The organism is Angelakisella massiliensis (assembly GCF_900104675.1).
GTDB classification, from domain to species: Bacteria; Bacillota; Clostridia; order Oscillospirales; family Ruminococcaceae; genus Angelakisella; species Angelakisella massiliensis.
On record NZ_LT629945.1, the window covers coordinates 2,207,113 to 2,228,868 of the forward strand.

Below are 21,756 nucleotides of genomic sequence, written 5' to 3' on the forward strand. Positions count from 1 at the left end.
CTGAATACGGGGGGTAGTTTGCTGTCCGGGGAAAAACTTCCCGCAAAAAACAGGAATGACCAAAACGGAGGAAAAGCATGACAAGAAGAGAAGCCAGAGAGCAGGCCTTTGCCCTGGTCTTTGAAATGGTGTTCAACAATATGCCTGTGGCAGAGCTGGTGGAAAACGCCACCGAATGCCGGGAAATTGAGATTGATGATTACGCGGTGGAAGCGGCACGGGCCGTACAGCTGCACCGGGATGAGATTGACAAGGTCATCGAGGCCAATTCCACTAAATGGAAGCTCAACCGTCTGCCCAAGGTGACGCTGTCGGTGCTGCGGCTGGCCATCGGCGAGCTTGATTATATGGAGGATGTTCCCACCGGCGCCATCATCAACGAGGCGGTGGAGCTGGCCAAGAAGTACGGCGGCGAGGATGACGCCTCCTACGTCAACGGCGTTCTGGGCGGATACGTCCGCGGCAAGGATCATCCATGACGCCGGGCGTGGTGCTGGGGCTGGATACCAGCAACTATACCACCTCCGCGGCTGTATTCGATCCGGAAAGCGGCGTCATCCTGCAGCGCAAACAGCTGCTCCCTGTTAAGGAGGGGGCCCTGGGCTTGCGGCAGAGCGACGCCCTTTTTCATCATGTGCGCCAACTGAGCGACCAGGTGCGGGGCGTGATGGCCGAAACGGACTGCCCTGTGGCCGCCGTCTGCGTATCGGACCGTCCCAGAGAGGTGGAGGGCTCCTATATGCCCTGCTTCCTGGCGGGGAAGATGGCGGCGGAGTGTATCGGGGCAGCGCTGCGGGTGCCGGTTTATTACACCTCCCACCAGGCGGGTCATGTAGCGGCCGCACTGTATTCCGCCGGAAAGCTGGAGCTGCTAGACAAGCCCTTTCTGGCCTTTCATGTCTCCGGCGGCACCTTTGAGGGACTTCGGATCACCCCGGATCAGCAAAAGGTGTTGTCGGCGGAAATTCTTGCCCATACTCTGGATATCAGTCCAGGACAGCTCATTGACCGTACCGGCGTCCGTCTGGGGCTTCCTTTTCCCGCCGGCCCCCATCTGGAGCGTCTGGCGGAGGGCGGGCACTGTGGCAAGGTCCGCAAACCGGTTCTCAAAGACGGCTGCTGCTGCCTGTCGGGGATGGAGAACCAGGTGGAGAAGATGCAGAAGGAGGCAGTGCCCCCTGCAGATATCGCCTGCTACATTCAAACCTACCTGGCGGGTGTTCTCACCGCTATGACCGACTGGTGTCTGGAGCGGACGGGACCGCTGCCGGTGCTGTATTCCGGGGGTGTGATGTCCAACCGCTTTCTGCGGGAGCGTCTGGCGGGGCCGGAACGGTATTTCGCTCAGCCCGCTTTTTCGGCGGACAACGCCTGCGGTGTGGCGCTGCTGGGCGGGTTTCTGGCCCAGAGGGAGGTACAGCCATGAATCAACCGGGACTGATTTCTGTCGCCCAGCTTACCCGGTATGTCAAATCCCTGCTGGAGGAGCAGCGGCAGCTGAAGGACCTGCTGGTGCGGGGGGAGATCTGTGATCTCTACTACCGCTCCGCCTCGGGACATCTGTATTTTTCCCTCCGGGAGGGGGAAAGCCAGCTGCGGTGCGTCATGTTCAGCCGGTATGCCGGTCAGCTGAAAAAGTGGCCGGAGGAGGGCAGCGCCGTTGTGGTCCGGGGAACGGTGAGCCTTTATGAGCGGGACGGCAACTTCCAGCTGATCGCTTACGACATTCAGACCCTGGGGAAGGGAATGCATAAAGAAACACTGGAGGAACTGAAAAAGCGGCTGTATCAGGAGGGGCTGTTCGACCCGGGCAGGAAAAAGCCGCTGCCCCCCATGCCCAGAACAGTGGGGGTCATCACTTCTCCCGAGGGCGCAGCCCTTCAGGACATTATCTCCACCTTCCGCAGGCTCAATCCCATGGTGCGTCTGATCGTCTATCCCGCTGCTGTACAGGGGGACAAGGCCGCTTCCTCAGTGATGGCCGCACTGGACCGGATGGAAGGGGAAGGGCTCTGCCAAAGCTGTGTCATTGCCCGTGGAGGCGGCTCCAGTGATGACCTTTCCGCCTTCAACGACGAGGCTCTGGCCCGGCGCGCGGCCGTCTGCCGGATCCCACTGGTGTCCGCTGTGGGGCATGAGGTGGATTATACCATCCTGGATTTTGTGGCGGACGCCCGGGCGGCCACCCCTACGGCTGCCTGCCAGCTGATGACCGGCAGCGTCTCCCTGCTGCGGGAAGAAGTGCTGCGGCGGCAGCGGCGGCTGGAGGACAGCTACCGGGGAAAGTTGGAATCCATCCGCAGACGGACGGAACGGCTGTCCCTGCTGCTGTCCCAAAATTCTCCCAGAAATGAACTGAAAAAAAATAGACAAACTTTAGAATATTTGATAAAATCTATGCAGGACATCCAACAGCGGCGGCTGGAACGGCTGCGCAGTCAGACCCTGTCCGTCCTGGCCCGTCTGGAGCTGGTCAACCCCGCCGCCCTGCTGCTGCGGGGATATTCCATCACCTGGCAGGGAGATCGGGTGCTCCGTCATGCCGCCGATGCGCTGCCGGGACAAACGCTGCGTACCAGACTGGAGGACGGAGAGGTTTTTTCCTCCGTCACGGAGGTACGGCTGCTGACAAAGCGGGATGACTGCGGTCCTCAACAGGACCAGAATGGAACGACTGTATGAAAAAAGAAACCTTGACCATTGAACAAGCCCTCAAACGCATGGAGGAGATCGTGCGGAAGCTGGAAGACAGCGGAACCACGCTGGACGATTCCATCCAGCTGTATGAGGAAGGACTCCAGCTGTCCCGGCAATGCCTGGGACAGATCGACGCGGCCCAGCAGATCGTGGAGCAGCGTCAGCCCCTGGAATAAGTGGAGGAAGGGATCTGTTTTGAACTCTTATACACAACAGTATCAGGTTTATCGGGACGCCGTGGAACAGGCGCTGCCGAAATATCTGCCTCACAGCGGAGGCCCCCACAGGACAGTGGAGGAGGCTATGGCCTACAGTCTGCTTTCCGGGGGGAAGCGGCTGCGGGGCGTATTGGTGCTGGCTTTTCATGAGGCCTGCGGGGGAGATTTTCATCACGCTCTGCCGGCGGCCGCCGCACTGGAGATGATTCACGCCTATTCTCTGATTCACGATGATCTGCCCTGCATGGATAACGATGACCTGCGGCGGGGGAAGCCCTCCTGCCACATCCAGTACGGAGAAGCGATGGCGCTGCTGGCAGGGGACGCTTTGCTCACCCATGCCTTTCAGGTCCTTTCCACCTGCACGAAAGAGCTGTCCGCCCGGCAGATCTGTGCCGCGGTGGCCGCTTTGTCCACAGCGGCAGGCACCGGCGGGATGATCGGCGGTCAGGTGATCGACATCCAGCAGGAGGGAAAGGAACTGTCCCCGGAGCTGCTCCACACCCTTCACAGAATGAAAACAGGGGCCCTGATCCGGGCCAGCATCCGGGTAGGCTGTGTGACTGCGGGAGCATCCGATCAAGAGTTGGCTGCTGCCAATCTGTACGGGGAAAAGCTGGGGCTGGTCTTTCAGATCATTGACGATATTCTGGATGTCACCGCCACGGCGGAACAGCTGGGTAAGTCCGTAGGCAGCGATGCCCAGAACCACAAAACCACCTATGTCACCCTGTATGGGGTGGAGGGCGCCCGAAAAATGGCCCGGCAGATCTCGCAGGAGGGAGCCTGCGCTTTGGCGGGCACCCGTCTGGACCAGCCATTTTTCCGGGAAATGGCCCGGCAGCTGGTGGAGAGAACAAAATAAACGAAGGGGGCCGCTGCATACCGGTTTTCCGGTAAGCTCCTTTTATCCGGTCCCAAAACATCAATGAGGAGACGAACCACATGGGGTCTACCTGGAAAGCCATTACAAGTAACTATATCATCAATCTGGCCTTTATTTCCTGGAGCCTGGCGCAGGTGATCAAAACCCTGCTGACACTCATTCAGGTCAAAGAGTTTCGGGCGGAGCGGCTGTTCGGTGCCGGGGGAATGCCCAGCTCCCATTCCGCTCTGGTCTGTTCCATTACAGTGGGAATGGCCAAGCTCCAGGGGTATGATTCCCCTCTTTTCGCCCTGACCCTCTGCTTCGCTGCGGTGGTCATGTATGACGCCATGGGCGTCCGCCGGGCGGCGGGAGAACAGGCAAAGGTCCTGAACAAGATGATCTTCAGCTTCAAGGATATCAGCAAAGTTTTTGATCTGCTCAATGAGGAGATCGAAGAGGAATACAACGAAAATACCGACAATATCGTGGGACACAAGGAGCTCAAGGAGTATTTGGGCCATACGCCTTTGGAGGTGTTTGGCGGCGCGCTGCTGGGAATCCTCATTGCCTCCCTTCTGCCGATGCCGGTATAAGGGGGAAAGGGTAGGATATGGAAAAAAAAAGACTGGATGCCGCTGTGGTGGAACGGGGCCTTGTTTCGGGGCGTGACCGTGCCAAAGGCATCATTATGGCCGGGCAGGTTTATGTCAACCAGCAGAAGGCGGACAAGCCGGGACAGCTGGTCAGTGAAACCGATCAGATCGAGGTGCGGGGGGAGACTCTTCGGTATGTCAGCCGGGGCGGGCTGAAGCTGGAAAAATCCATGGAGACCTTTCCCATCACTTTACAGGACTGCGTCTGCGGGGATATCGGGGCCTCCACCGGCGGCTTTACCGACTGTATGCTGCAAAACGGAGCCAGCAAGGTGTACGCTATAGATGTGGGCTACGGCCAGCTGGCCTGGAAGCTGCGGACCGACCCCCGGGTGGTGAATCTGGAGCGGACCAATGTCCGGTATTTGACAGAAGAACAGGTGCCGGAGCAGCTGGACTTTATTTCCATTGACGTTTCCTTCATTTCGCTGGCGCTGGTGCTGCCGGTGGCGTGGAAGTTCCTGAAAAATGACTGTAAAGTTGTTTGCCTTGTCAAGCCTCAATTCGAGGCGGGACGGGAGCTTGTGGGGAAAAAAGGTGTGGTCCGGGACCCTGCCACCCACCTGATGGTGCTGGAAAAGATCCTGGGGGTTGCCTGGGAGATCGGCTTGCGTCCCATGGGGTTGACCTATTCTCCGGTACGGGGGCCGGAGGGAAATATTGAGTATCTGCTGTTTCTTTCCAAGGAGGAGGGAGAGCCTCTGGTGACGGCGGAGGACGCCAGGCTTACGGTGGAGCAATCCCACCAGGAGCTGGATCACTGACGGCCCGTCACCAAGAGGAGGTAGTCCCCATGCGCTTTTTTATTGTACCCAATTACGGCAAGAGAGAAACGGAGGAGATTCTCGCAGAACTCCTTCGGCTGCTGGAACAGGGGAAGGACGAATACCTGGTGTTTCCCCTGGACCGGGAGCTGTTGGAAGCGGGCGGCGAGGATTTGGGCGCGCGGCTGACGGAATCACAGCGGGATTTTCTGGCCGGCTGTGATATGGTGTTGTCCATTGGTGGGGACGGCACCATTATCCACTGCGCCCGGTTCGCCTCAGCGGAAAACCGGCCTGTGGTGGGCATCAATGCCGGACATCTGGGCTTTTTGGCGCAGATGGAGCGGGAACATATTCCCCGGTATCTGGAGCAGCTGCGTCAGCGGCGTTATCATGTGACGGTGCGTAACGCTTTGGCTGCCACATTGGATGGGGAGGAATGTCCGGAGCTGGATTTTGCTCTCAACGACATCGTGCTGAGCAAAACCCCCGAGGAGAATATCGCCTGCTTTGAAATGCGCTGCAATGGCCGGAAGATCGACGCCTACCGGGCAGACGGGGTCATTTTTTCCACTGCTACCGGCTCCACCGCCTATGCGCTTTCGGCGGGCGGACCTGTGCTGGACCCCCGGCTGAAGGCCACTGTCATGGTTCCTATCTGCCCCCATGCCATTTCCATCCGCCCCATGGTTTTCTCGGCTGAAAACCACATTACCATTTCGTCTCCGGATTCCTCTCTGGCCATTATCGCCGATGGCAGAGGAAGAGTCACGGTTCCGCCAGGCTGCGTCATTGATATCCAGCAGTCCCGATATGAAGCCCGCTTTGTGGATTTTCACGATCAGGAATTCTTTGAGATCCTGACAACCAAGATCAAGCAAAGAGGATAAGCAATCAGATTGTCGCTGTGCTGACAGGAAAGGATTGTATCAACATGAAAGCAAAACGTCAAAGCAAAATTCTGGACATTATCGCCGCCCACACTGTCACCACTCAGGAAGAGTTGCAGAACTATCTGGCGCAGGAGGGATTTTCCGCCACCCAAGCCACTATTTCCCGGGATATTCGGGAAATGCGGCTGATCAAGGCTCTGTCGCCCAATGGTACCTATTATTATACTGTTCCTCAGGAAAGAAAGCCTGAGACCTTCACCGTCAATGTCAATTCCGTTTTTATGGAGTCGGTCAAAACGGTGGACCACGCGGGTAATTTTGTAGTGGTCAAATGCTTTACCGGCATGGCCAACGCTGTCTGTGCTACCATCGACAACATCAGCTGGAATGGACTGGTGGGTACCATTGCCGGAGACGACACCATCTTCCTGCTGCTGCGCAGTGAGCATAATGCCGAGGAATTGGCGGCTTACCTTTCTCAGATCACAGGAAGATCATCCCAGTAATACGGGAAGCGGGAGGCGATGAGGGATGCTCTCACAGCTTTACATTGAAAATATCGCTATCATCCAGAAAGCCTCCATTGAGCTGAGGGAAGGGCTGAATGTCTTTACCGGTGAGACCGGAGCGGGAAAAACCATGCTCATCAGCGCCATCAACGCGGTTCTGGGCGGACGCACCTCACGGGAGATCATCCGCAGCGGGGAGCGGCGGGCATTGGTTTCCGCTCTGTTTACCGATCTGCCGGAAGAGGTCTGCTCCATGGTGGAAGAGCTGGGGTATGAGGCGGAGGACGGCCAGCTGATGATCTCCAGGGAACTGGATACAGAAGGACGGGGCAGCTGCCGTATCGGAGGACGTCCCGCCACCACCGGGCTGCTGCGGCAGCTGGCGGGACATCTTATTGATGTTCACGGCCAGCGGGACAGCCAGGAGCTTCTTTCGCCGGACCGTCACCTCAGCTTTATCGACAACTTCGGCGGCATCCGTCTGGAGGAATACCAGGAGATTTTCCGCCGTCTTGCCGGTGTGCGGGAGGAGCTGGAGCAATCCAGAATGGATGAAAGCTACCGCCTCCAGCGTCAGGATATGCTTCGGTATCAGGTGGACGAGATCACCGCCGCCCAACTGAGCGAGGAAGAAGAGGAGGAGCTTGTTTCCCAGCGGGAGATCATACGCAACGCCGAAAAGATCACCAGTGCCCTGGGGGCCATCTATGACCTTCTCAACGGCACCGAGGATCAGCAGGGGCTGCTGAGCTCCTTTGAGCTGTTGGGGGAGGAGCTGTCCACCGCTTCCCGTTATCTGCGGCAGCTGTCGGAGTATGATGACCGTATCACCGAGACCGGTTATGATCTGCAGGAGCTGTCTTCCACCGTTCGGGACTGCCTGGACCAGTATCAATTTGATCCCCGGCAGCTGGATGATATTGAAAACCGGGTGGATCACATCCAAAAGCTGAAAAAGAAATACGGGGGCGAGATCCCGGATATTTTGGCCTATCTGGAGCGCATCAGCGATGAGCTGGAGCAGCTGGACCATTCCGACGAACGCATTGCTTCTTTGGAGGAGCAGCAGCGGCAGTTGGAGCAGCAGGCAGAAAAGATGGCCGGGGAACTGACCCAGCGGCGGAAAAAGGCGGCTGCGGAACTGATCCGTCTCATCCAGCAGGAACTGACCTACCTGGATATGCCTCATGTCCGGTTAGCGCTGTCCTGTCAAAAAAAGGATCTGGCCCTCAACGGCGCCGATGTGATGGAGCTGCTGATTTCTGCCAACCCTGGGGAAGAGCCCAAGCCTCTTTCCAAGATCGCTTCCGGTGGTGAGCTGTCCCGGGTGATGCTGGCGGTGAAGAACGTGCTGGCGGATCGGGATGATATTGGTACCATGATCTTTGACGAGATCGATACCGGCGTCAGTGGCCGGGCGGCTCAGAAAATCGGCCGCAAGCTCCGGGAGGTGGCCCGTCACCGTCAAGTACTCTGCGTGACCCATCTGGCTCCGGTGGCCGCCTACGGTACCCATCACCTGAAGATCTGTAAAGAGATCCAGGGGGACCGGACCTATACCAAAGTGCGTTCCTTGTCGCCGGAGGAGCGGGTGGAGGAGCTGGCCAGAATCACTGTAGGGGAGAACATCACCCCCAAGGCTCTGGAAAGCGCCCGGGAGATGCTGACACTGGCTGAAAAGGAGTTTGCCGGAGCCGATGGTGTTTGAACCGTTGTTTTCGGACTTTGCCAAGGGCCCCAATTTCAAAGCGGGCTTGACTTTTGGAAATAAATCATCTATAATCCACTTAATTGCTGTGAAAAGAATCAGTACTGCGGATAAACCGGCCTTCAGAGAGCTTTTGGATGGTGGAAAAAAGCGACCGTCTCCGCGGGAAATACCTCTTGGAGCTGCGGCCTGAACGGAATAAAGTAGGGCTTGCCGGGTGTGACCGTTATATCACGGGAGTTTCAGTTGGAACTTCCAAAGGGCAGGTACGGTGACGTCCTGCTGAACTGAGGTGGTACCGCGAATTGTTTCGCCCTCTGCACAAGCTTGTGCGGGGGGCTTTTTGTTTTTCCTCAGGCCTTTTGCACAAACCACATCAAAACAAAAGGAGATCAACAAAAAATGAGCAAGGTTTTTGAAGAACTGGAACGCCGGGGCCTCATTGCCCAGATGACCCATCCCGAGAAGATCCGGGAGAAGCTGGATAACGAAAAGACCACCTTCTATATCGGCTTTGACGCCACTGCGGACAGCCTCCATGTGGGACATTTCCTTCAGCTGATGGTGATCAACCACATGATCCGGGCGGGTCATACCCCTATCCTGCTGCTGGGCACCGGCACCACCATGGTGGGCGACCCCACCGGTAAAACCGATATGCGCAAGATGCTGTCGGTGGAGGAGATCAATTATAACGCCGACCGCTTCCTGGAGCAGATGGGACGGCTGGTGCCTCTGGACAAGTGCATTGTGGAGCGCAATGGCGACTGGCTGATGAAGCTCAACTATATCGAGCTGCTGCGGGATATCGGCGTTCATTTCTCCGTTAACCGGATGCTGACAGCGGAGTGCTTCAAGTCCCGTCTGGAGCGTGGTCTGTCCTTCATCGAGTTTAACTATATGATCATGCAGAGCTACGACTTCCTCAAGCTGTATCAGACCCACAACTGCACCATGGAGCTGGGCGGAGATGACCAGTGGTCCAATATCATTGGCGGTGTGGAGCTGGTGCGCCGTGTGGAAGGGGAGGAAGTGTGCGGCATGACCTTCACCCTGCTGACCACCAAGGAAGGCAAGAAGATGGGCAAGACCGAAAGCGGCGCCGTCTGGCTGGATCCCAAGAAGTACTCTCCCTACGACTTCTTCCAGTACTGGAGAAACGTAGGGGATGATGATGTCATCAACTGCCTGAAGCTGATCACCTTTGTTCCCATTGAGGAGATCGAGGAGATGGAGAAGTGGCAGGGCAGCGATCTGAACAAGGCCAAGGAGCGTCTGGCCTATGAGGTGACCAAGTTTGTCCATGGCCAGGAGGAAGCGGACAAAGCGCTGGCAGCGGCAAAAGCGCTGTTTGTTTCCGGCGGCCATGATGAAAATATGCCCACCACTGTCCTGGCGGAAGCGGACTTTACCGACGGCGCTATTGGCCTGACCGATCTGCTGGTAAAAACCGGCCTTGCGCCCTCCAAGGCAGAGGCCCGGCGGCTGATCCAGCAGGGCGGTATTTCGGTGGACGACCAGAAGGTGACCGACCCCGCCGCCAAGGTGGAACGGGAAAACATCTCCGGGCATATGATTATTAAGAAGGGCAAAAAGGTTTACCACAAGGTTACTCTGGCCTGATGCCCTGACGAAAGGAGCTGTTGACCATCGAGCGTATGTTTTTTGCCCTGGGGCTGTCCATGGCATCCGGATTGGCTACCTTGCTGGGGGCGGTAGTGATTTTTGCCGCCAGCAAAAAAAGCGAGCGGTTGGTGACGGTCTCTTTGGGATTTGCCGCAGGGGTGATGCTCAGCGTTTCCTTTGCGGATCTGATGCCCAACGCGGATGAACTGCTCCGCGGCGTGGCGGGGGAGAAGATGGGTACAGTTTTATCCATACTCTTTCTCATTGCGGGCGTATTGATGGCGGCGGCTCTGGACCACTTTGTTCCCCACGAGGCATATGACGATGCCACCGGGGAAAAGCCCCACAAGGATTTGTTCCGGGTAGGCTTTGTGTCCATGCTGGCCATTGGTCTGCATAATTTTCCCGAGGGAATCGCCACCTTTATGGCGGGGTATGATGACGCTGCTCTTGGCGCGTCCATTGCTCTGGCCATCGCTTGCCACAATGTTCCGGAAGGGATCTCTGTGGCAATGCCGGTGTATTTTGCTACCGGCAGCCGCTGGAAGGCTGTGCAGTATACCTTCCTTTCCGGTATTTCGGAACCGATTGGTGCGCTGCTGGCGTTTCTGGTGCTGCGCCCCTTTATCACCGATCTGCTGCTGGGGGCGATTTTCGCCCTGGTATCCGGTATCATGCTCCATATTTGTCTGGAGGAGCTGATCCCCAGCTCCAGACAGTACGGCCATGACCGGGACGCCCTCATCGCCACCTTTACCGGTATCTGCCTGATGCCCCTGACCCATTTGCTTTAAAATAAAAAACTCCCCTCTGCGGCGATATCAAACCGTTCCAGAGGGGAGTTTTTTCTGTACAGCAGAAACCATCAGCTCTGCCGGTAAAGGTCTTACACAAAAGGCTTTCGCCAACTATGGGGTAAAGCAGGCCGCCAACAATAATATCAGCGGTCAGAAGCTCCCGAAAAAACAGCTGTTATCCGTCTGTGTCCTGGGACAGGGAACATCAAGTGGGTTCTGGGAGGTATGTGGGGGACAAGAGCTGCTCAGACTATCCCGCTGTCGGTTACGCCTCATCGTAGGGGAGAAAGGATCAGCCCTTTTGCTTGATTACGCCCCGGCGGTAGGCGTCCAGCAGGTTTTCCAGTTCCACAATTTTGGCGGAAATGATGCGTCCCTCATCGGTGTCCCGGATCTTGACCCTTTGTGGGAATACCTCAATGGAGATATTCTTGGAGTGCATATCCTGATTTTCCTGGATGATGGCATCCAGGGAGGTAAAGGGCTGATGCTCCGAGAGCACCAGTTCATGGGAATTGGATACCAAGGTATATCCCGCGATGCCGGTTACCGGCTGGTACGCCTTGGAGATGCCCCCGTCAATGATCAGCAGCTTGCCGCCCGCTTTCACCGGCGATTCTCCCTTTTTGATCTTCACCGGTACATGACCGTTGACAATATGAGCCCGCTTGGCGGTGATGCCGAACTCCCGCAGGATCATCTCGGCGGTGGCTCTGGTGTTGATATAGCTGTAATACCAGTCCTTGTGCTCCTCCCAGCAGCTCTGATCGTCGATGAAGCAGCGCTCAAAGGTGGTCATTTTGTCCTTGCCGTTGAGGGGAGACATGGGGCCGCACCACAAAAACCACATAAAATCCTGGCCCTCCCGCTGGTCCTGTCCGGTGCTGTAAATGCCCCTGCGGCAGATGCGGTCACAGTAGTCCAGCAGCGATTGACCGCTGTATTCTACGCCATCTACAATAAATCCGGCGAATCCGCCATCCTCTGAAAGGGGGATGCAGCCGTGATACATCAGATTATCATTGTAAATTTTATACATTCCGCCCTTTTTGAACAGGAACCGGGTGTGTTGCTGGAGCTTTTCACTGTGAAGGAAGGACAAGCGCAGTCCCTCCATCAGTTCAGATTCCTCCGGCGGCAGCTGATAAGGATTGGCCGGGTCCACGGTGGGCATGGAAAGGTCGTTCATGGGCAGTTCTTTTCCATCAATAACTACCGTGCCCTTTTCCCAGTTGATTTTGTCCAGCAGCAGGCGGGACTCCATCTGATACTCCGGATGGCGCATGATCACCTGGCCCTCCAGCTTGAACTGGATGATGGAAATGGCTTTGTTGATTTTGGCGGCCATTTCCTGATCGTGGCTGCTCAAAGCGTTTTCCACCTCTTTTGGACGGAAGGAGACACAGGGATCGTTGCGGTATTGTTCCATAGCGAATACCGCCAGTGGCCGGACATTGATGCCGTAGCCGTCCTCCAGGGTGTCGAAATTGCCGTACCGAATACAGTTGCGGATCACATTGGCGATGCAGGCCAGCTGCCCGCAGGCGGCACCCATCCACAGGATATCGTGATTGCCCCACTGGAAATCCACATTATGATGCTTGCACAGGTCGTCCATGATAAAATGAGCCCCTGGCCCCCGGTCAAAGATATCCCCGATGATATGGAGCTTGTCGATGACCATCCGCTGTACCAGCTGGGAAATTTTGATGATAAATTCATCCGCCCGGTCAATATCAATGATGGTCTCCAGAATATTGGCGAAATACTCCTGCTTATTGGTCTCAAAATTATCTGTGTACATCAGCTCATCGATGATATACTGAAAATCCACCGGCAAAGCCTTACGTACCTTGGAACGGGTGTATTTGGAGGTAGCCACCCGGCACACCATGATCAGCCGCTCCAGGATAGTGCGGTACCACTCTCTGGTATTGAGGCCCTGGGCACAGATGGAGGCCAATTTTTTCTCCGGATAATAAATGATGGTGGCCAGCAGCTTTTTTTCCTCATCCGGTACAGTATCTCCGAAGCATTCGTCAATCTTCCGCTTGATGGAACCGGAGGCGTTTTTCAGAATATGGGTGAAAACCTCGTATTCTCCATGAATATCACTGATAAAGTGCTCGGTGCCCTTGGGCAGATTGAGAATGGCACGGAGATTGATGATCTCTGTGGAAGCGGTTTGAATGGTGGGATAGCTTTGAGCCAGAAGCTCCAAATACTTTAACGTCAGATCCTGAGGCTGCAGGTAGCGCTCCATATGGTTGTTCCTTTCTGTCCAATAATCTTTTCCCTCAAAATGGAAGGCAATAGGCTGAACTATCCCCCCTGGGGAATAAAAACCGCGCCGGCCCTGCTGTACAAAGGGAGCGGCGCGGGAAAAATCAAGCCTTTACCTGAAAGGCCCGTTCCAGTACCTGTGTCGCCCGCAGCTGATTGGCGGGGGAGACAATGAAAGAAATATCAATTTCAGAGGTGGTGATCATGATAATATCAATGCCCTGCTCCAGCAGCGACTGGATCGCCCGAGAGGCCACACCGGTCATCTCTCGCATCTCCTCACCATAAAGCTGCAGCTTGCAGTTGCCGGTGGAGACCATGATCTTGATCTGGCGGTACTGGTCCCGGATCCGGCTGATAACGGTAAGCACCTTGACTACCTGATGGGAATCAGTTGTAAAGGAAACATCCATTTCGGACCCCTGAGGCGCTGTTTGGGAAATCATATCAATGATGATACCTTCCTGGGAAAATTCCGAAAAGATCTTTCCGATCAGCTGGCTTTCACTGGTTTCATGACGCAAGGTAATGAGGGCCACGTCTTCGGTGACGGAAATTCTGGATACACCGTTCATATTTCATCCTCCTCAAGCTTGTTCCACAAGGTCGGCCATGGTGTACAGTCCCGGCTTTTTGCCCTGAAGGAACCGGGCCGCGTTGATCGCCCCCTGGGCAAAAATTTTCTTGGAATAGGCGGTGTGGGTGATGGTGATCACTTCATCCTCCCCGGCAAAAATCATCTCGTGCTCTCCCACAAGGGTACCGCCCCGGACGCTGTGGATGCCAATTTCGTGGGGGTCCCGCTTGGCCCGGACACTGTGACGGTCATAAACATATCTGGGCTGGTAGGGAAGGGCTTCCGCCACCGCGTCCGCCAGCATCAGAGCGGTCCCGCTGGGGGCGTCCACCTTCATATGATGATGCTTCTCCACCAGTTCCACATCATATTGGCCCCCCAGCACCTTGGCCGCCTTGACGCACAGCTCCCGCATCAGGCTTACGCCCAGGGACATATTGGCCGAAAAGAATACCGGCACCTCCAGGGAAGCCTTGTGAATGCGGTCAATCTGCTGCTGGGTGAAGCCGGTGGTGGCGATGACTGCCGGGACCTTGTTTGTTCCCACAAAGCGCAGCAGCCCGTCCAGATTGTCCGGATGGGAAAAATCAATCACCCCATCGCAGGAGCCGTTCCAGTCCTCCCACCGGTGAAAAACAGGGAAGGACTGGGACGATTCCTCCCGGGGATCAAATCCGGCGGCCAGCTGGCAGTCGGTCTGCTCTTGTATCATCTGGGTCAGAACCTTTCCCATGGTTCCGCCGCATCCGGAAACGATCAACTTCATCTTTTTTGAACCATCCTTCCAGGGTAAATCAGCCTAACAGTCCGGCGTCTTTCAGCGCTGCCGCCAGCTTTTCCCGATTTTTTTCTTCCATAGGCGTCAGAGGCAGACGGCATGGACCGCAATGGAATCCCATCAGATTCAGCGCTTCCTTGACAGGGATGGGGTTGACCTCGGAAAAGAGCGCTTCAATAAGAGGGATGTATTTCAGCTGCAACGCGGTGGCTTTGGCGGTCTCTCCCGCCAGATAGGCTGCCACCATTTCATGGGTCTCTCTGGGAGCCACATTGGCCAGCACCGAAATGACACCCTTTCCTCCCAGAGAAAGGATGGGCAGTACCTGGTCGTCATTGCCGGAATAGAGGGTCAGCGCGTCGCCGCAAAGTCTGGCAGTGCGGGCCGCCGCCGAAAGATCCCCGCTGGCCTCCTTGGCCGCTACGATACGGGGATGCCGGCTCAGCTCCAGATAGGTCTCCGGCTTGATGTTGACGCCGGTACGGCTGGGCACATTGTACAGGATGATGGGAAGGGTGGTGGCGTCGGCAATGGCGGTAAAGTGGGCCACCAGCCCTTTCTGGGTGGCTTTGTTGTAATAGGGGGTCACCTGGAGCAGGGCGTCCGCTCCTGCGGCCTCCGCCTCCTTGCTCACCCAGATGGCATAAGCGGTATCATTGCTGCCCGCCCCTGCGATCACCGGTACCCGGCCGGCCACCCGCTTGACAGCATAGGCGATGCACTCCACATGCTCCTCATCGGTCATGGTGGAGGATTCACCGGTTGTGCCGCAGATGATCAGGGCGTCGGTACCGTTGTCCAGCTGGAAATCAATGAGCCTGCCCAACTCCTCATAGTCAATGGAGCGGTCCTCCCGCATGGGGGTGACGATGGCGACACCGGAACCGGTAAAAATGGTTTCTTTCATAGCTTTGGGCCTCCTGACTTGATGAATGGGTGGGTTAGTCCAGATATCCCTTGGCCGCCAGCAGCTCCGCCATCAGGATCGCTCCGCCGGCCGCGCCCCGGACGGTATTGTGGGACAGGCAGACAAACTTGTAATCATACTGGGTATCGGGACGCAGCCGCCCCACAGAAATGGCCATGCCGCCCTCCAGATCCCGGTCCAGGCGGGTTTGAGGCCGGTCGTTCTCGGTGAAATAATGGAGGAACTGTTTGGGAGCCGAGGGCAGGCCCAGGCGCTGAGGCTCTCCCTGGAAGCGGGCCCAGCGGTCCAAAATCTCTTCCACAGAGACCTTGTTTTTCAAAGAGAAAAATACCGCTGCCAGATGTCCGTCGGAAACAGGTACCCGGATGCACTGGGTAGTGATGGGGGGCTCTTTGGCGGGATGGATGCCGTCCGCCTCCACGGTGCCCCAGATCTTCAGCGGCTCCTGCTCACTTTTTTCCTCCTCACCGCCGATGTAGGGGATCACATTGTCCATCATCTCCGGCCAGGTATCGAAGGTTTTGCCGGCGCCGGAAATGGCCTGATAGGTGCAGGCCAGAGCCTTGGTCACCCCCAGATCCAGCAGGGGATGGAGAGCGGGAACATAGCTTTGGAGAGAGCAGTTGGATTTGACGGCGATAAAGCCCCGCTTGGTGCCCAGACGCTTGCGCTGCACGGGGACGATCTCAGCGTGGTGGGGGTTCAGCTCCGGAATGATCATGGGGACATCAGGGGTGCCCCGATGAGCGGAATTGTTGGACATCACAGGGCACTCCAGGCGGGCATACCGCTCCTCCAGAGCCCGGATCTCATCCTTCTTCATATTCACCGCGCAGAATACAAAATCCACCTGAGCGGCGATGGCATCCGCGTCCTTTTCCGCGTCCAGAACGATGGTTTTGGCAAGTCTCTGGGGAATGGGGGCTTTCATGGCCCAGCGTGAACCCACCGCCTCCTCATAGGTTTTTCCGGCGGACCGCCCGGAAGCGGCCAGAACGGTAACCGTAAACCAGGGATGTCCCTCCAGCAGTGTCAGAAAGCGCTGTCCCACCATTCCCGTGGCGCCAATGACGCCCACCTGATAATTTTTCATTGCTGTTCTCTCCTTCGATCCGTCCAAAGACGTCAAAATATTGGTGATAGAAAAAAAACCGGTTGAAAACCGGCACTGAACACAATATAATAGAAGCGTTGACCATGAGACACCCCATGCCCAAGTCTCCCTGATAGCGCTTCGCCGGGATCTCCGGCGACAGTCGAATCCTTGTTCAGCAGTCCGACCAGAGAAGCGGATGCCGTTCCGTCCTCTTCGGCGGCGTTGCCTTTCTTTCCATTCGACCGGGCGGTCATAGCAAAAGGAAATACTCATCAAAGCCGCGCCTCTATCACTTCCTTAATATTATCATTATGCGGCGGGTCTGTCAATGTTTCCAGGAAAAGCCGAAAGCGGGAAAAAAGGGAAGAACAGGACTTTTTGAGCGGGATGACCGGGAGTGGAAAACACTGTTTTTCACTGAAGGTGTGGGGAAGAAAGGGCTCTATTATTTCAGGTCCCCCGGGGGACGCAAACAGGAGAATGACAACATCATGCAGAAATCGGATTTTTACTTTGACCTGCCGCAGGAGCTGATTGCCCAGACACCGCTGGAACAGCGGGACAGCTCCCGGTTGATGTGTCTGGACAAGAATACAGGGGCGGTGGAGCACCGGCATTTTCATGACCTGGTGGAGCTGCTCCAGCCGGGGGATGTGCTGGTGCTCAATGATTCCCGGGTACTGCCTTCCCGGCTGCTGGGACACAAGGAGGGCACCGGCGGCGCTATGGAGTTTCTGCTGCTGGAGCAGAAGGGGACCGACCTGTGGGAGATCCTGGTGCGCCCCGGTAAAAAGGCCAAGCCGGGAGCCCGGTTCGTTTTTGGGGACGGGCTGCTGACCGGGGAGATCGTGGAAGTGCTGGAGGACGGCAATCGCCTGGCCCGCTTTGAGTATGAGGGCGGCACCTTCTTTGACGTTTTGGAGAAGATCGGTCAAATGCCCCTGCCTCCCTATATCACCGCCAAGCTGGAGAACAAGGAGCGGTATCAGACGGTCTATTCCAGGGAAATGGGCAGTGCGGCGGCACCTACCGCGGGGCTTCATTTTACGCCGGAACTGTTGGAGGAGCTGAAAAACAAGGGCGTGGAGATCCGGTATGTGACTCTCCATGTGGGATTGGGTACCTTCCGACCTGTAAAGGTGGATGACATTACACAGCATCATATGCATTCTGAGCACTATTTTGTGCCGGAAGAGACCGCCCGTGCCGTTACCGCCGCCAAGGAAGAGGGGAGAAGGGTCATCGCCGTGGGCACCACTTCCTGCCGCACGCTGGAATCCGCCTTCAAGGATGGACGGCTGGATCCCTGCTCCGGGTATACGGATATCTTTATCTATCCCGGCTACCAGTTCAAATGCCTGGATGGGCTGATTACCAATTTCCATCTGCCGGAGAGCACCCTGATTATGCTGGTCAGCGCCCTGGCCGGCTACGAGCACACCATGGCCGCCTATGAGACGGCGATCAAGGAGCGTTACCGCTTCTTCAGTTTCGGAGACGCCATGTTTATCCATGACTGAAGCTTTTCAAAAATAACCTTTCTCAAACAAAACAAGAGGAGCGAATGTATCACCGTGTATCAGTTGATCAAAAAGGAAGGCGCCGCCCGCCGGGGTGTTTTTACCACCGTCCACGGAACGGTCCAGACTCCGGCCTTTATGAATGTGGGAACCTCCGCAGCCATCAAGGGGGGTATTTCCTCCCATGACCTGCGGGATCTGAAATGCCAGGTGGAGCTGTGCAACACCTATCATCTCCATGTTCGTCCCGGAGACGATGTGATCCGCAAACTGGGAGGACTGCACAAGTTTATGGGCTGGGATGGCCCCATCCTTACCGACAGCGGCGGCTTTCAGGTATTCTCCCTGGCCAAGCTGCGGCGTATCGAGGAGCTGGGGGTCACCTTCAACTCCCATGTGGACGGCAAACGGATCTTTATGGGGCCGGAGGAAAGTATGCGGATCCAGTCCAATCTGGGTTCCACCATTGCCATGGCCTTTGATGAATGTATTGAAAACCCGTCGCCCCGGCCTTATGTGGAGCAGTCGGTAGCCCGCACCACCCGCTGGCTGCGCCGGTGCAAAACGGAGATGGACCGTCTCAACAGCCTGCCGGATACGGTCAATCCCCACCAGATGCTCTTCGGCATCAATCAGGGGGGAACCTATGAGGACATCCGCATCGCCCATATGAAGGAGATCGCCCAGCTGGATCTCAATGGATACGCCATCGGCGGTCTGGCAGTGGGAGAGCCGGCAGAGGTGATGTATCAGATCATTGAGGCGGTGGAACCCTATATGCCGTCGAACAAACCCCGCTATCTGATGGGAGTGGGAACGCCGGTCAATATCATTGAGGGGGTTGCCCGGGGTGTGGATCTGTTCGACTGTGTCATGCCCAGCCGCAACGCCCGCCACGGCCATCTGTTCACCTGGAAGGGGATCATCAACATCCAGAATGCCAAATACCAGTTGGACGACAGCCCCATTGACAGCGAGTGCGATTGTCCTGTCTGCCGGAAGTATTCCAGAGCCTATCTGCGGCATCTGGTGCGGGCAAACGAGATGCTGGGAATGCGTTTGGCAGTGATGCACAACCTCTATTTCTACAATACCCTGATGGAAGTTATCCGCAAACATCTGGACGAAGATACTTTCCTTCGCTTCCGGGAGGAAATGGTTCCCATTCTTGGACGGCGGATCTGATTGCGGCACAACTTTTGTTTTTTTACTGGCTCAGGCTATTGAAACCGTAAGTGTTTCTGTGTATAATGATGAAAGTACATTTTGGAGGTAGTTAAAAATGAATTTATCTTTCCTGACCGCGGCACAGGCCGGCGGCACCATGAGCATGATCAGCACCTTCGGCAGTCTGGCTCTCATTATCCTGATCTTCTATTTCTTTATGCTCAGACCTCAGCAGAAGCGGGATAAGGAAGCCCAGAATATGCGCTCCAGCCTGGAGGTCGGAGATGACATCATCACCATCGGTGGTATCGTGGGCACTGTTGTCAGCCTGAAGGAAGACACTCTGGTCATCGAGACCAGCGGCGACCGCAACAAGATCCGCATTACCCGCTGGGCGGTACAGCAGAATGTCACCCCCAAGGAAACCAGCGACGACAAGAACAAGAAATAATTGGCCCGCTTCGCAGCGCATAACAAAACGCCCTGCTGAATAAAATGAATCGTATCAAGTATGAAGGGGGCGCTTTCCTTGAAAAAACCGTCCACGGCCCCGGAGGCCAGACAGTTTTCCCGCCTGTACCGTACCGTAGGGCTGTCCAGTCTGTTGGGGGTGGGCATTACCGCGGTGCTGCTGCTGTTGTTCGCTTTGGCGATGTCCTCGGTGGACCTTCCCCATGGGGCGGTCTTTCCGCTGGCGGCAGCGGCTGGCGTTGCGGGATGTGCCGGAGCAGGTTTTATCAGCGGTTATGTCGTCCGTAAAGGGGGGCTCTTGCTGGGGCTTGCCTGTGGTGGACTGATTTTTCTGCTGACCCTTTTCTGCGAGCTGACCTTCTGCGGCGGGGAAGTGGGCACACAGGCGCTGTATAAACTGGCGATCTGCTGTTTCAGCGGTATGACAGGCGGCGTGTTTGGCGTTAACTGTAAAAGAAAAGTGCGCTGAATGATTGAAAAGTTCTGTCACATATGGTATAATCACAATAACATCGATCTCAAGCAAAGGAGCGTTCATCCATGAAACACGTTAAAACTATCAATCACGCGAACCTCAAGGCTACTGCTGCCAAGGGCGGCTGCGGCGAGTGCCAGGCTTCCTGCCAGTCCGCTTGCAAGACTTCCTGCACTGTCGCCAACCAGAAGTGCGAGAACGGTAAATAAAACCGGAACAATTCCAAAAATGGGGGACAGTTACTGTCCCTTATTTTTTTGGCAGTTCCCAAAAGTTGATGCAAAGGTGATAAAGAGAAATGATCCACGCTTACAAGCTAAACGGCTACAACATTATTCTGGATGTTCACAGCGGCGGCGTCCATGTGGTGGACGATTTGTTCTATGATCTGACCACCTCGCTCACCCCGCCTTTGGGGGAGAGCTGTCCTCAGGACGTGCTGGACAAGCTGAAAGCAACCTATCTTGAGGAGGAGCTGAAGGAGGCTTATGAGGAGATCCTCACCCTCTACAAGGAGGGAAGCCTGTTCAGCGAGGACGACTATGACAAGTTCCAGAACCTGATGACCCTTTCCCCGGTGAAGGCCATGTGCCTGCATATCTCCCATGACTGCAATCTCCGGTGTGATTACTGCTTTGCAGGCACCGGCGATTACGGCAATGGCCGGAAGAATATGCCCCTGGAAGTGGGTAAAAAGGCCATTGATTACCTCATTGCCAAGTCGGAAAACCGCCGCAATCTGGAGGTGGATTTCTTCGGGGGCGAGCCGCTGCTGAACTTTGATGTGGTCAAGGAAGTGGTCCTCTACGCCAGAAGCCTGGAGGAGAAATACAACAAGAAATTCCGCTTCACCATCACCACCAATGGTCTTCTGCTGACCGATGACAAGATTGATTTTATCAATGAGCAGATGTACAATGTGGTCCTTTCCATTGACGGCCGCAAGGAGGTCAATGACCGGGTGCGCCATCGGGTGGATCACAGCGGCTGCTACGAGGCTATCATGCCCAAGTTCAAAAAGCTGGTGGACAAACGGGGAGACGGTCAGTATTATGTGCGGGGCACCTTCACCAAATATAACCTGGATTTTGCCGAGGATGTGCTTCACCTGAACCGCTGCGGTTTCGACCAGATCTCGGTGGAGCCGGTGGTTTCCGACCCCAAGTATCCTTATGCCATTACCGAGGCGGATCTGCCGGTCATCGACGCCGAGTACGAGCGTTTGGCCAAGATCCTGATCCAGCGGCGCAAGGAGGGGACCGGCTTCAATTTCTTCCATTTCATGCTGGATCTGGATCAGGGACCCTGTGCCATCAAACGTCTGCGCGGCTGCGGAGCCGGTAACGAGTATGTGGCTATCACTCCCGATGGTGATGTTTATCCCTGCCATCAGTTTGTGGGTCATCCGGAATGGAAGATGGGGGATGTCTTTACCCAGTCCATTGATCTGGAGATGAAGAAAAAGTTTGCTGCCTCCACCGTTTATGGCAAGGAGGACTGCCGCAACTGCTGGGCCAAGTTCTATTGCAGCGGCGGCTGCAACGCCAACAGTCAGACCTACTGCGGCAGCATCCTCAAGCCCTACCACCTCTCCTGTGAACTGGAAAAGAAACGGGTGGAATGCGCCATCATGATCAAGGCGGCCCTGGCCGACGGCACTCCTGTTTCTGCGCAGAAGGACTGCGGCAGCTGCGGTGAAGAAGGCTGCGGCGTCTGTGGGGAATAATG

Annotated in this window: 23 protein-coding genes, 1 riboswitch and 1 other annotated feature; of the genes, 18 read left to right on the plus strand and 5 right to left on the minus strand. The window is 56.1% G+C overall.

From position 1 onward, the window contains the following. Positions 1-77: 77 nt before the first annotated feature. The 12 genes from nusB (at position 78) to zupT (ending at position 10,730) form a co-directional block, all read left to right on the plus strand. On the plus strand, positions 78-479 hold the full coding sequence (gene nusB / locus BQ5383_RS15855) for a transcription antitermination factor NusB (RefSeq protein ID WP_071433592.1): 402 nt from the start codon (positions 78-80) through the stop codon (positions 477-479). Then, positions 476-1,426 (plus strand): tRNA (adenosine(37)-N6)-threonylcarbamoyltransferase complex transferase subunit TsaD, encoded by a 951-nt coding sequence (locus BQ5383_RS15860; protein ID WP_071433594.1) that lies wholly within the window; start codon positions 476-478, stop codon positions 1,424-1,426. The genes nusB and BQ5383_RS15860 overlap by 4 nt, the downstream gene beginning before the upstream one ends. Then, entirely contained in the window at positions 1,423-2,682 is a 1,260-nt protein-coding gene (gene xseA / locus BQ5383_RS15865) for an exodeoxyribonuclease VII large subunit (RefSeq protein ID WP_071433596.1), read from the plus strand. Before BQ5383_RS15860 ends, xseA begins: the two co-directional genes overlap by 4 nt. Further along, a complete protein-coding gene (gene xseB, locus BQ5383_RS15870) occupies positions 2,679-2,873 on the plus strand; it encodes an exodeoxyribonuclease VII small subunit (RefSeq protein ID WP_071433599.1) in 195 nt (64 codons plus the stop codon). The genes xseA and xseB overlap by 4 nt, the downstream gene beginning before the upstream one ends. 19 nt (positions 2,874-2,892) lie before the next feature. After that, entirely contained in the window at positions 2,893-3,780 is an 888-nt protein-coding gene (locus BQ5383_RS15875; protein WP_071433601.1) for a polyprenyl synthetase family protein, read from the plus strand. 80 nt (positions 3,781-3,860) lie between these two features. Continuing rightward, positions 3,861-4,376 carry a divergent PAP2 family protein gene (locus tag BQ5383_RS15880; RefSeq protein WP_071433603.1) on the plus strand — a complete coding sequence of 172 codons (516 nt, stop codon included), beginning with the start codon at positions 3,861-3,863 and terminating at the stop codon, positions 4,374-4,376. A 17-nt stretch (positions 4,377-4,393) separates the two neighbouring features. Beyond that, positions 4,394-5,200, plus strand: a complete 807-nt coding sequence (locus tag BQ5383_RS15885) for a TlyA family RNA methyltransferase (RefSeq protein ID WP_071433605.1) — start codon at positions 4,394-4,396, stop codon at positions 5,198-5,200. A 29-nt stretch (positions 5,201-5,229) separates the two neighbouring features. Beyond that, entirely contained in the window at positions 5,230-6,090 is an 861-nt protein-coding gene (locus BQ5383_RS15890) for an NAD(+)/NADH kinase (protein ID WP_071433607.1), read from the plus strand. Positions 6,091-6,134: 44 nt separating this feature from the next. Continuing rightward, on the plus strand, positions 6,135-6,599 hold the full coding sequence (gene argR / locus BQ5383_RS15895; RefSeq protein WP_071433609.1) for an arginine repressor: 465 nt from the start codon (positions 6,135-6,137) through the stop codon (positions 6,597-6,599). Positions 6,600-6,624: 25 nt separating this feature from the next. Continuing rightward, positions 6,625-8,310 (plus strand): DNA repair protein RecN, encoded by a 1,686-nt coding sequence (recN, locus tag BQ5383_RS15900; RefSeq protein WP_071433611.1) that lies wholly within the window; start codon positions 6,625-6,627, stop codon positions 8,308-8,310. Positions 8,311-8,389: 79 nt separating this feature from the next. Beyond that, positions 8,390-8,631 (plus strand) — a binding site (T-box leader). Positions 8,632-8,712: 81 nt separating this feature from the next. Beyond that, positions 8,713-9,933 carry a tyrosine--tRNA ligase gene (gene tyrS / locus BQ5383_RS15910; RefSeq protein WP_071433615.1) on the plus strand — a complete coding sequence of 407 codons (1,221 nt, stop codon included), beginning with the start codon at positions 8,713-8,715 and terminating at the stop codon, positions 9,931-9,933. Between the two features lie 35 nt (positions 9,934-9,968). After that, positions 9,969-10,730, plus strand: a complete 762-nt coding sequence (gene zupT / locus BQ5383_RS15915; RefSeq protein WP_071433617.1) for a zinc transporter ZupT — start codon at positions 9,969-9,971, stop codon at positions 10,728-10,730. 295 nt (positions 10,731-11,025) lie between these two features. Here zupT and BQ5383_RS15920 read toward each other — a convergent pair whose 3' ends face one another. The 5 genes from BQ5383_RS15920 to asd all read right to left on the minus strand — a co-directional run bounded on the left by BQ5383_RS15920 (position 11,026) and on the right by asd (position 16,392). Beyond that, on the minus strand, positions 11,026-12,996 hold the full coding sequence (locus BQ5383_RS15920; protein WP_071433619.1) for a fructose-1,6-bisphosphatase: 1,971 nt from the start codon (positions 12,994-12,996) through the stop codon (positions 11,026-11,028). A gap of 124 nt (positions 12,997-13,120) precedes the next feature. Then, complete coding sequence (locus BQ5383_RS15925) at positions 13,121-13,591, minus strand: ACT domain-containing protein (protein ID WP_071433621.1); 471 nt, start codon at positions 13,589-13,591, stop codon at positions 13,121-13,123. Between the two features lie 12 nt (positions 13,592-13,603). Further along, positions 13,604-14,359 (minus strand): 4-hydroxy-tetrahydrodipicolinate reductase, encoded by a 756-nt coding sequence (dapB, locus tag BQ5383_RS15930; protein ID WP_071433623.1) that lies wholly within the window; start codon positions 14,357-14,359, stop codon positions 13,604-13,606. A 28-nt stretch (positions 14,360-14,387) separates the two neighbouring features. After that, a complete protein-coding gene (dapA, locus tag BQ5383_RS15935) occupies positions 14,388-15,278 on the minus strand; it encodes a 4-hydroxy-tetrahydrodipicolinate synthase (RefSeq protein WP_071433625.1) in 891 nt (296 codons plus the stop codon). Positions 15,279-15,312: 34 nt separating this feature from the next. After that, on the minus strand, positions 15,313-16,392 hold the full coding sequence (asd, locus tag BQ5383_RS15940) for an aspartate-semialdehyde dehydrogenase (protein ID WP_071433627.1): 1,080 nt from the start codon (positions 16,390-16,392) through the stop codon (positions 15,313-15,315). 126 nt (positions 16,393-16,518) lie between these two features. Continuing rightward, a riboswitch (Lysine riboswitch) is annotated at positions 16,519-16,692 on the minus strand. 194 nt (positions 16,693-16,886) lie between these two features. On the opposite strand from asd, the gene queA reads away from it, so the two are divergent. From queA to scfB, 6 genes are all read left to right on the plus strand, one after another. Then, the gene (queA, locus tag BQ5383_RS15945) at positions 16,887-17,915 is read left to right on the plus strand and encodes a tRNA preQ1(34) S-adenosylmethionine ribosyltransferase-isomerase QueA (RefSeq protein WP_071435185.1); all 1,029 of its coding nucleotides are present in this window, start codon (positions 16,887-16,889) and stop codon (positions 17,913-17,915) included. Between the two features lie 54 nt (positions 17,916-17,969). Beyond that, the gene (gene tgt / locus BQ5383_RS15950) at positions 17,970-19,100 is read left to right on the plus strand and encodes a tRNA guanosine(34) transglycosylase Tgt (protein WP_071433629.1); all 1,131 of its coding nucleotides are present in this window, start codon (positions 17,970-17,972) and stop codon (positions 19,098-19,100) included. A 97-nt stretch (positions 19,101-19,197) separates the two neighbouring features. Next, positions 19,198-19,533: a preprotein translocase subunit YajC gene (yajC, locus tag BQ5383_RS15955; protein WP_071433631.1), complete on the plus strand. Its 336-nt coding sequence runs from the start codon at positions 19,198-19,200 to the stop codon at positions 19,531-19,533. A gap of 78 nt (positions 19,534-19,611) precedes the next feature. Further along, positions 19,612-20,022: a TIGR04086 family membrane protein gene (locus BQ5383_RS15960; RefSeq protein WP_071433633.1), complete on the plus strand. Its 411-nt coding sequence runs from the start codon at positions 19,612-19,614 to the stop codon at positions 20,020-20,022. A 71-nt stretch (positions 20,023-20,093) separates the two neighbouring features. Next, the gene (scfA, locus tag BQ5383_RS15965) at positions 20,094-20,237 is read left to right on the plus strand and encodes a six-cysteine ranthipeptide SCIFF (RefSeq protein WP_071433635.1); all 144 of its coding nucleotides are present in this window, start codon (positions 20,094-20,096) and stop codon (positions 20,235-20,237) included. An 89-nt stretch (positions 20,238-20,326) separates the two neighbouring features. Then, on the plus strand, positions 20,327-21,754 hold the full coding sequence (gene scfB, locus BQ5383_RS15970) for a thioether cross-link-forming SCIFF peptide maturase (RefSeq protein WP_071433637.1): 1,428 nt from the start codon (positions 20,327-20,329) through the stop codon (positions 21,752-21,754). The last annotated feature ends 2 nt before the right edge of the window (positions 21,755-21,756 follow it).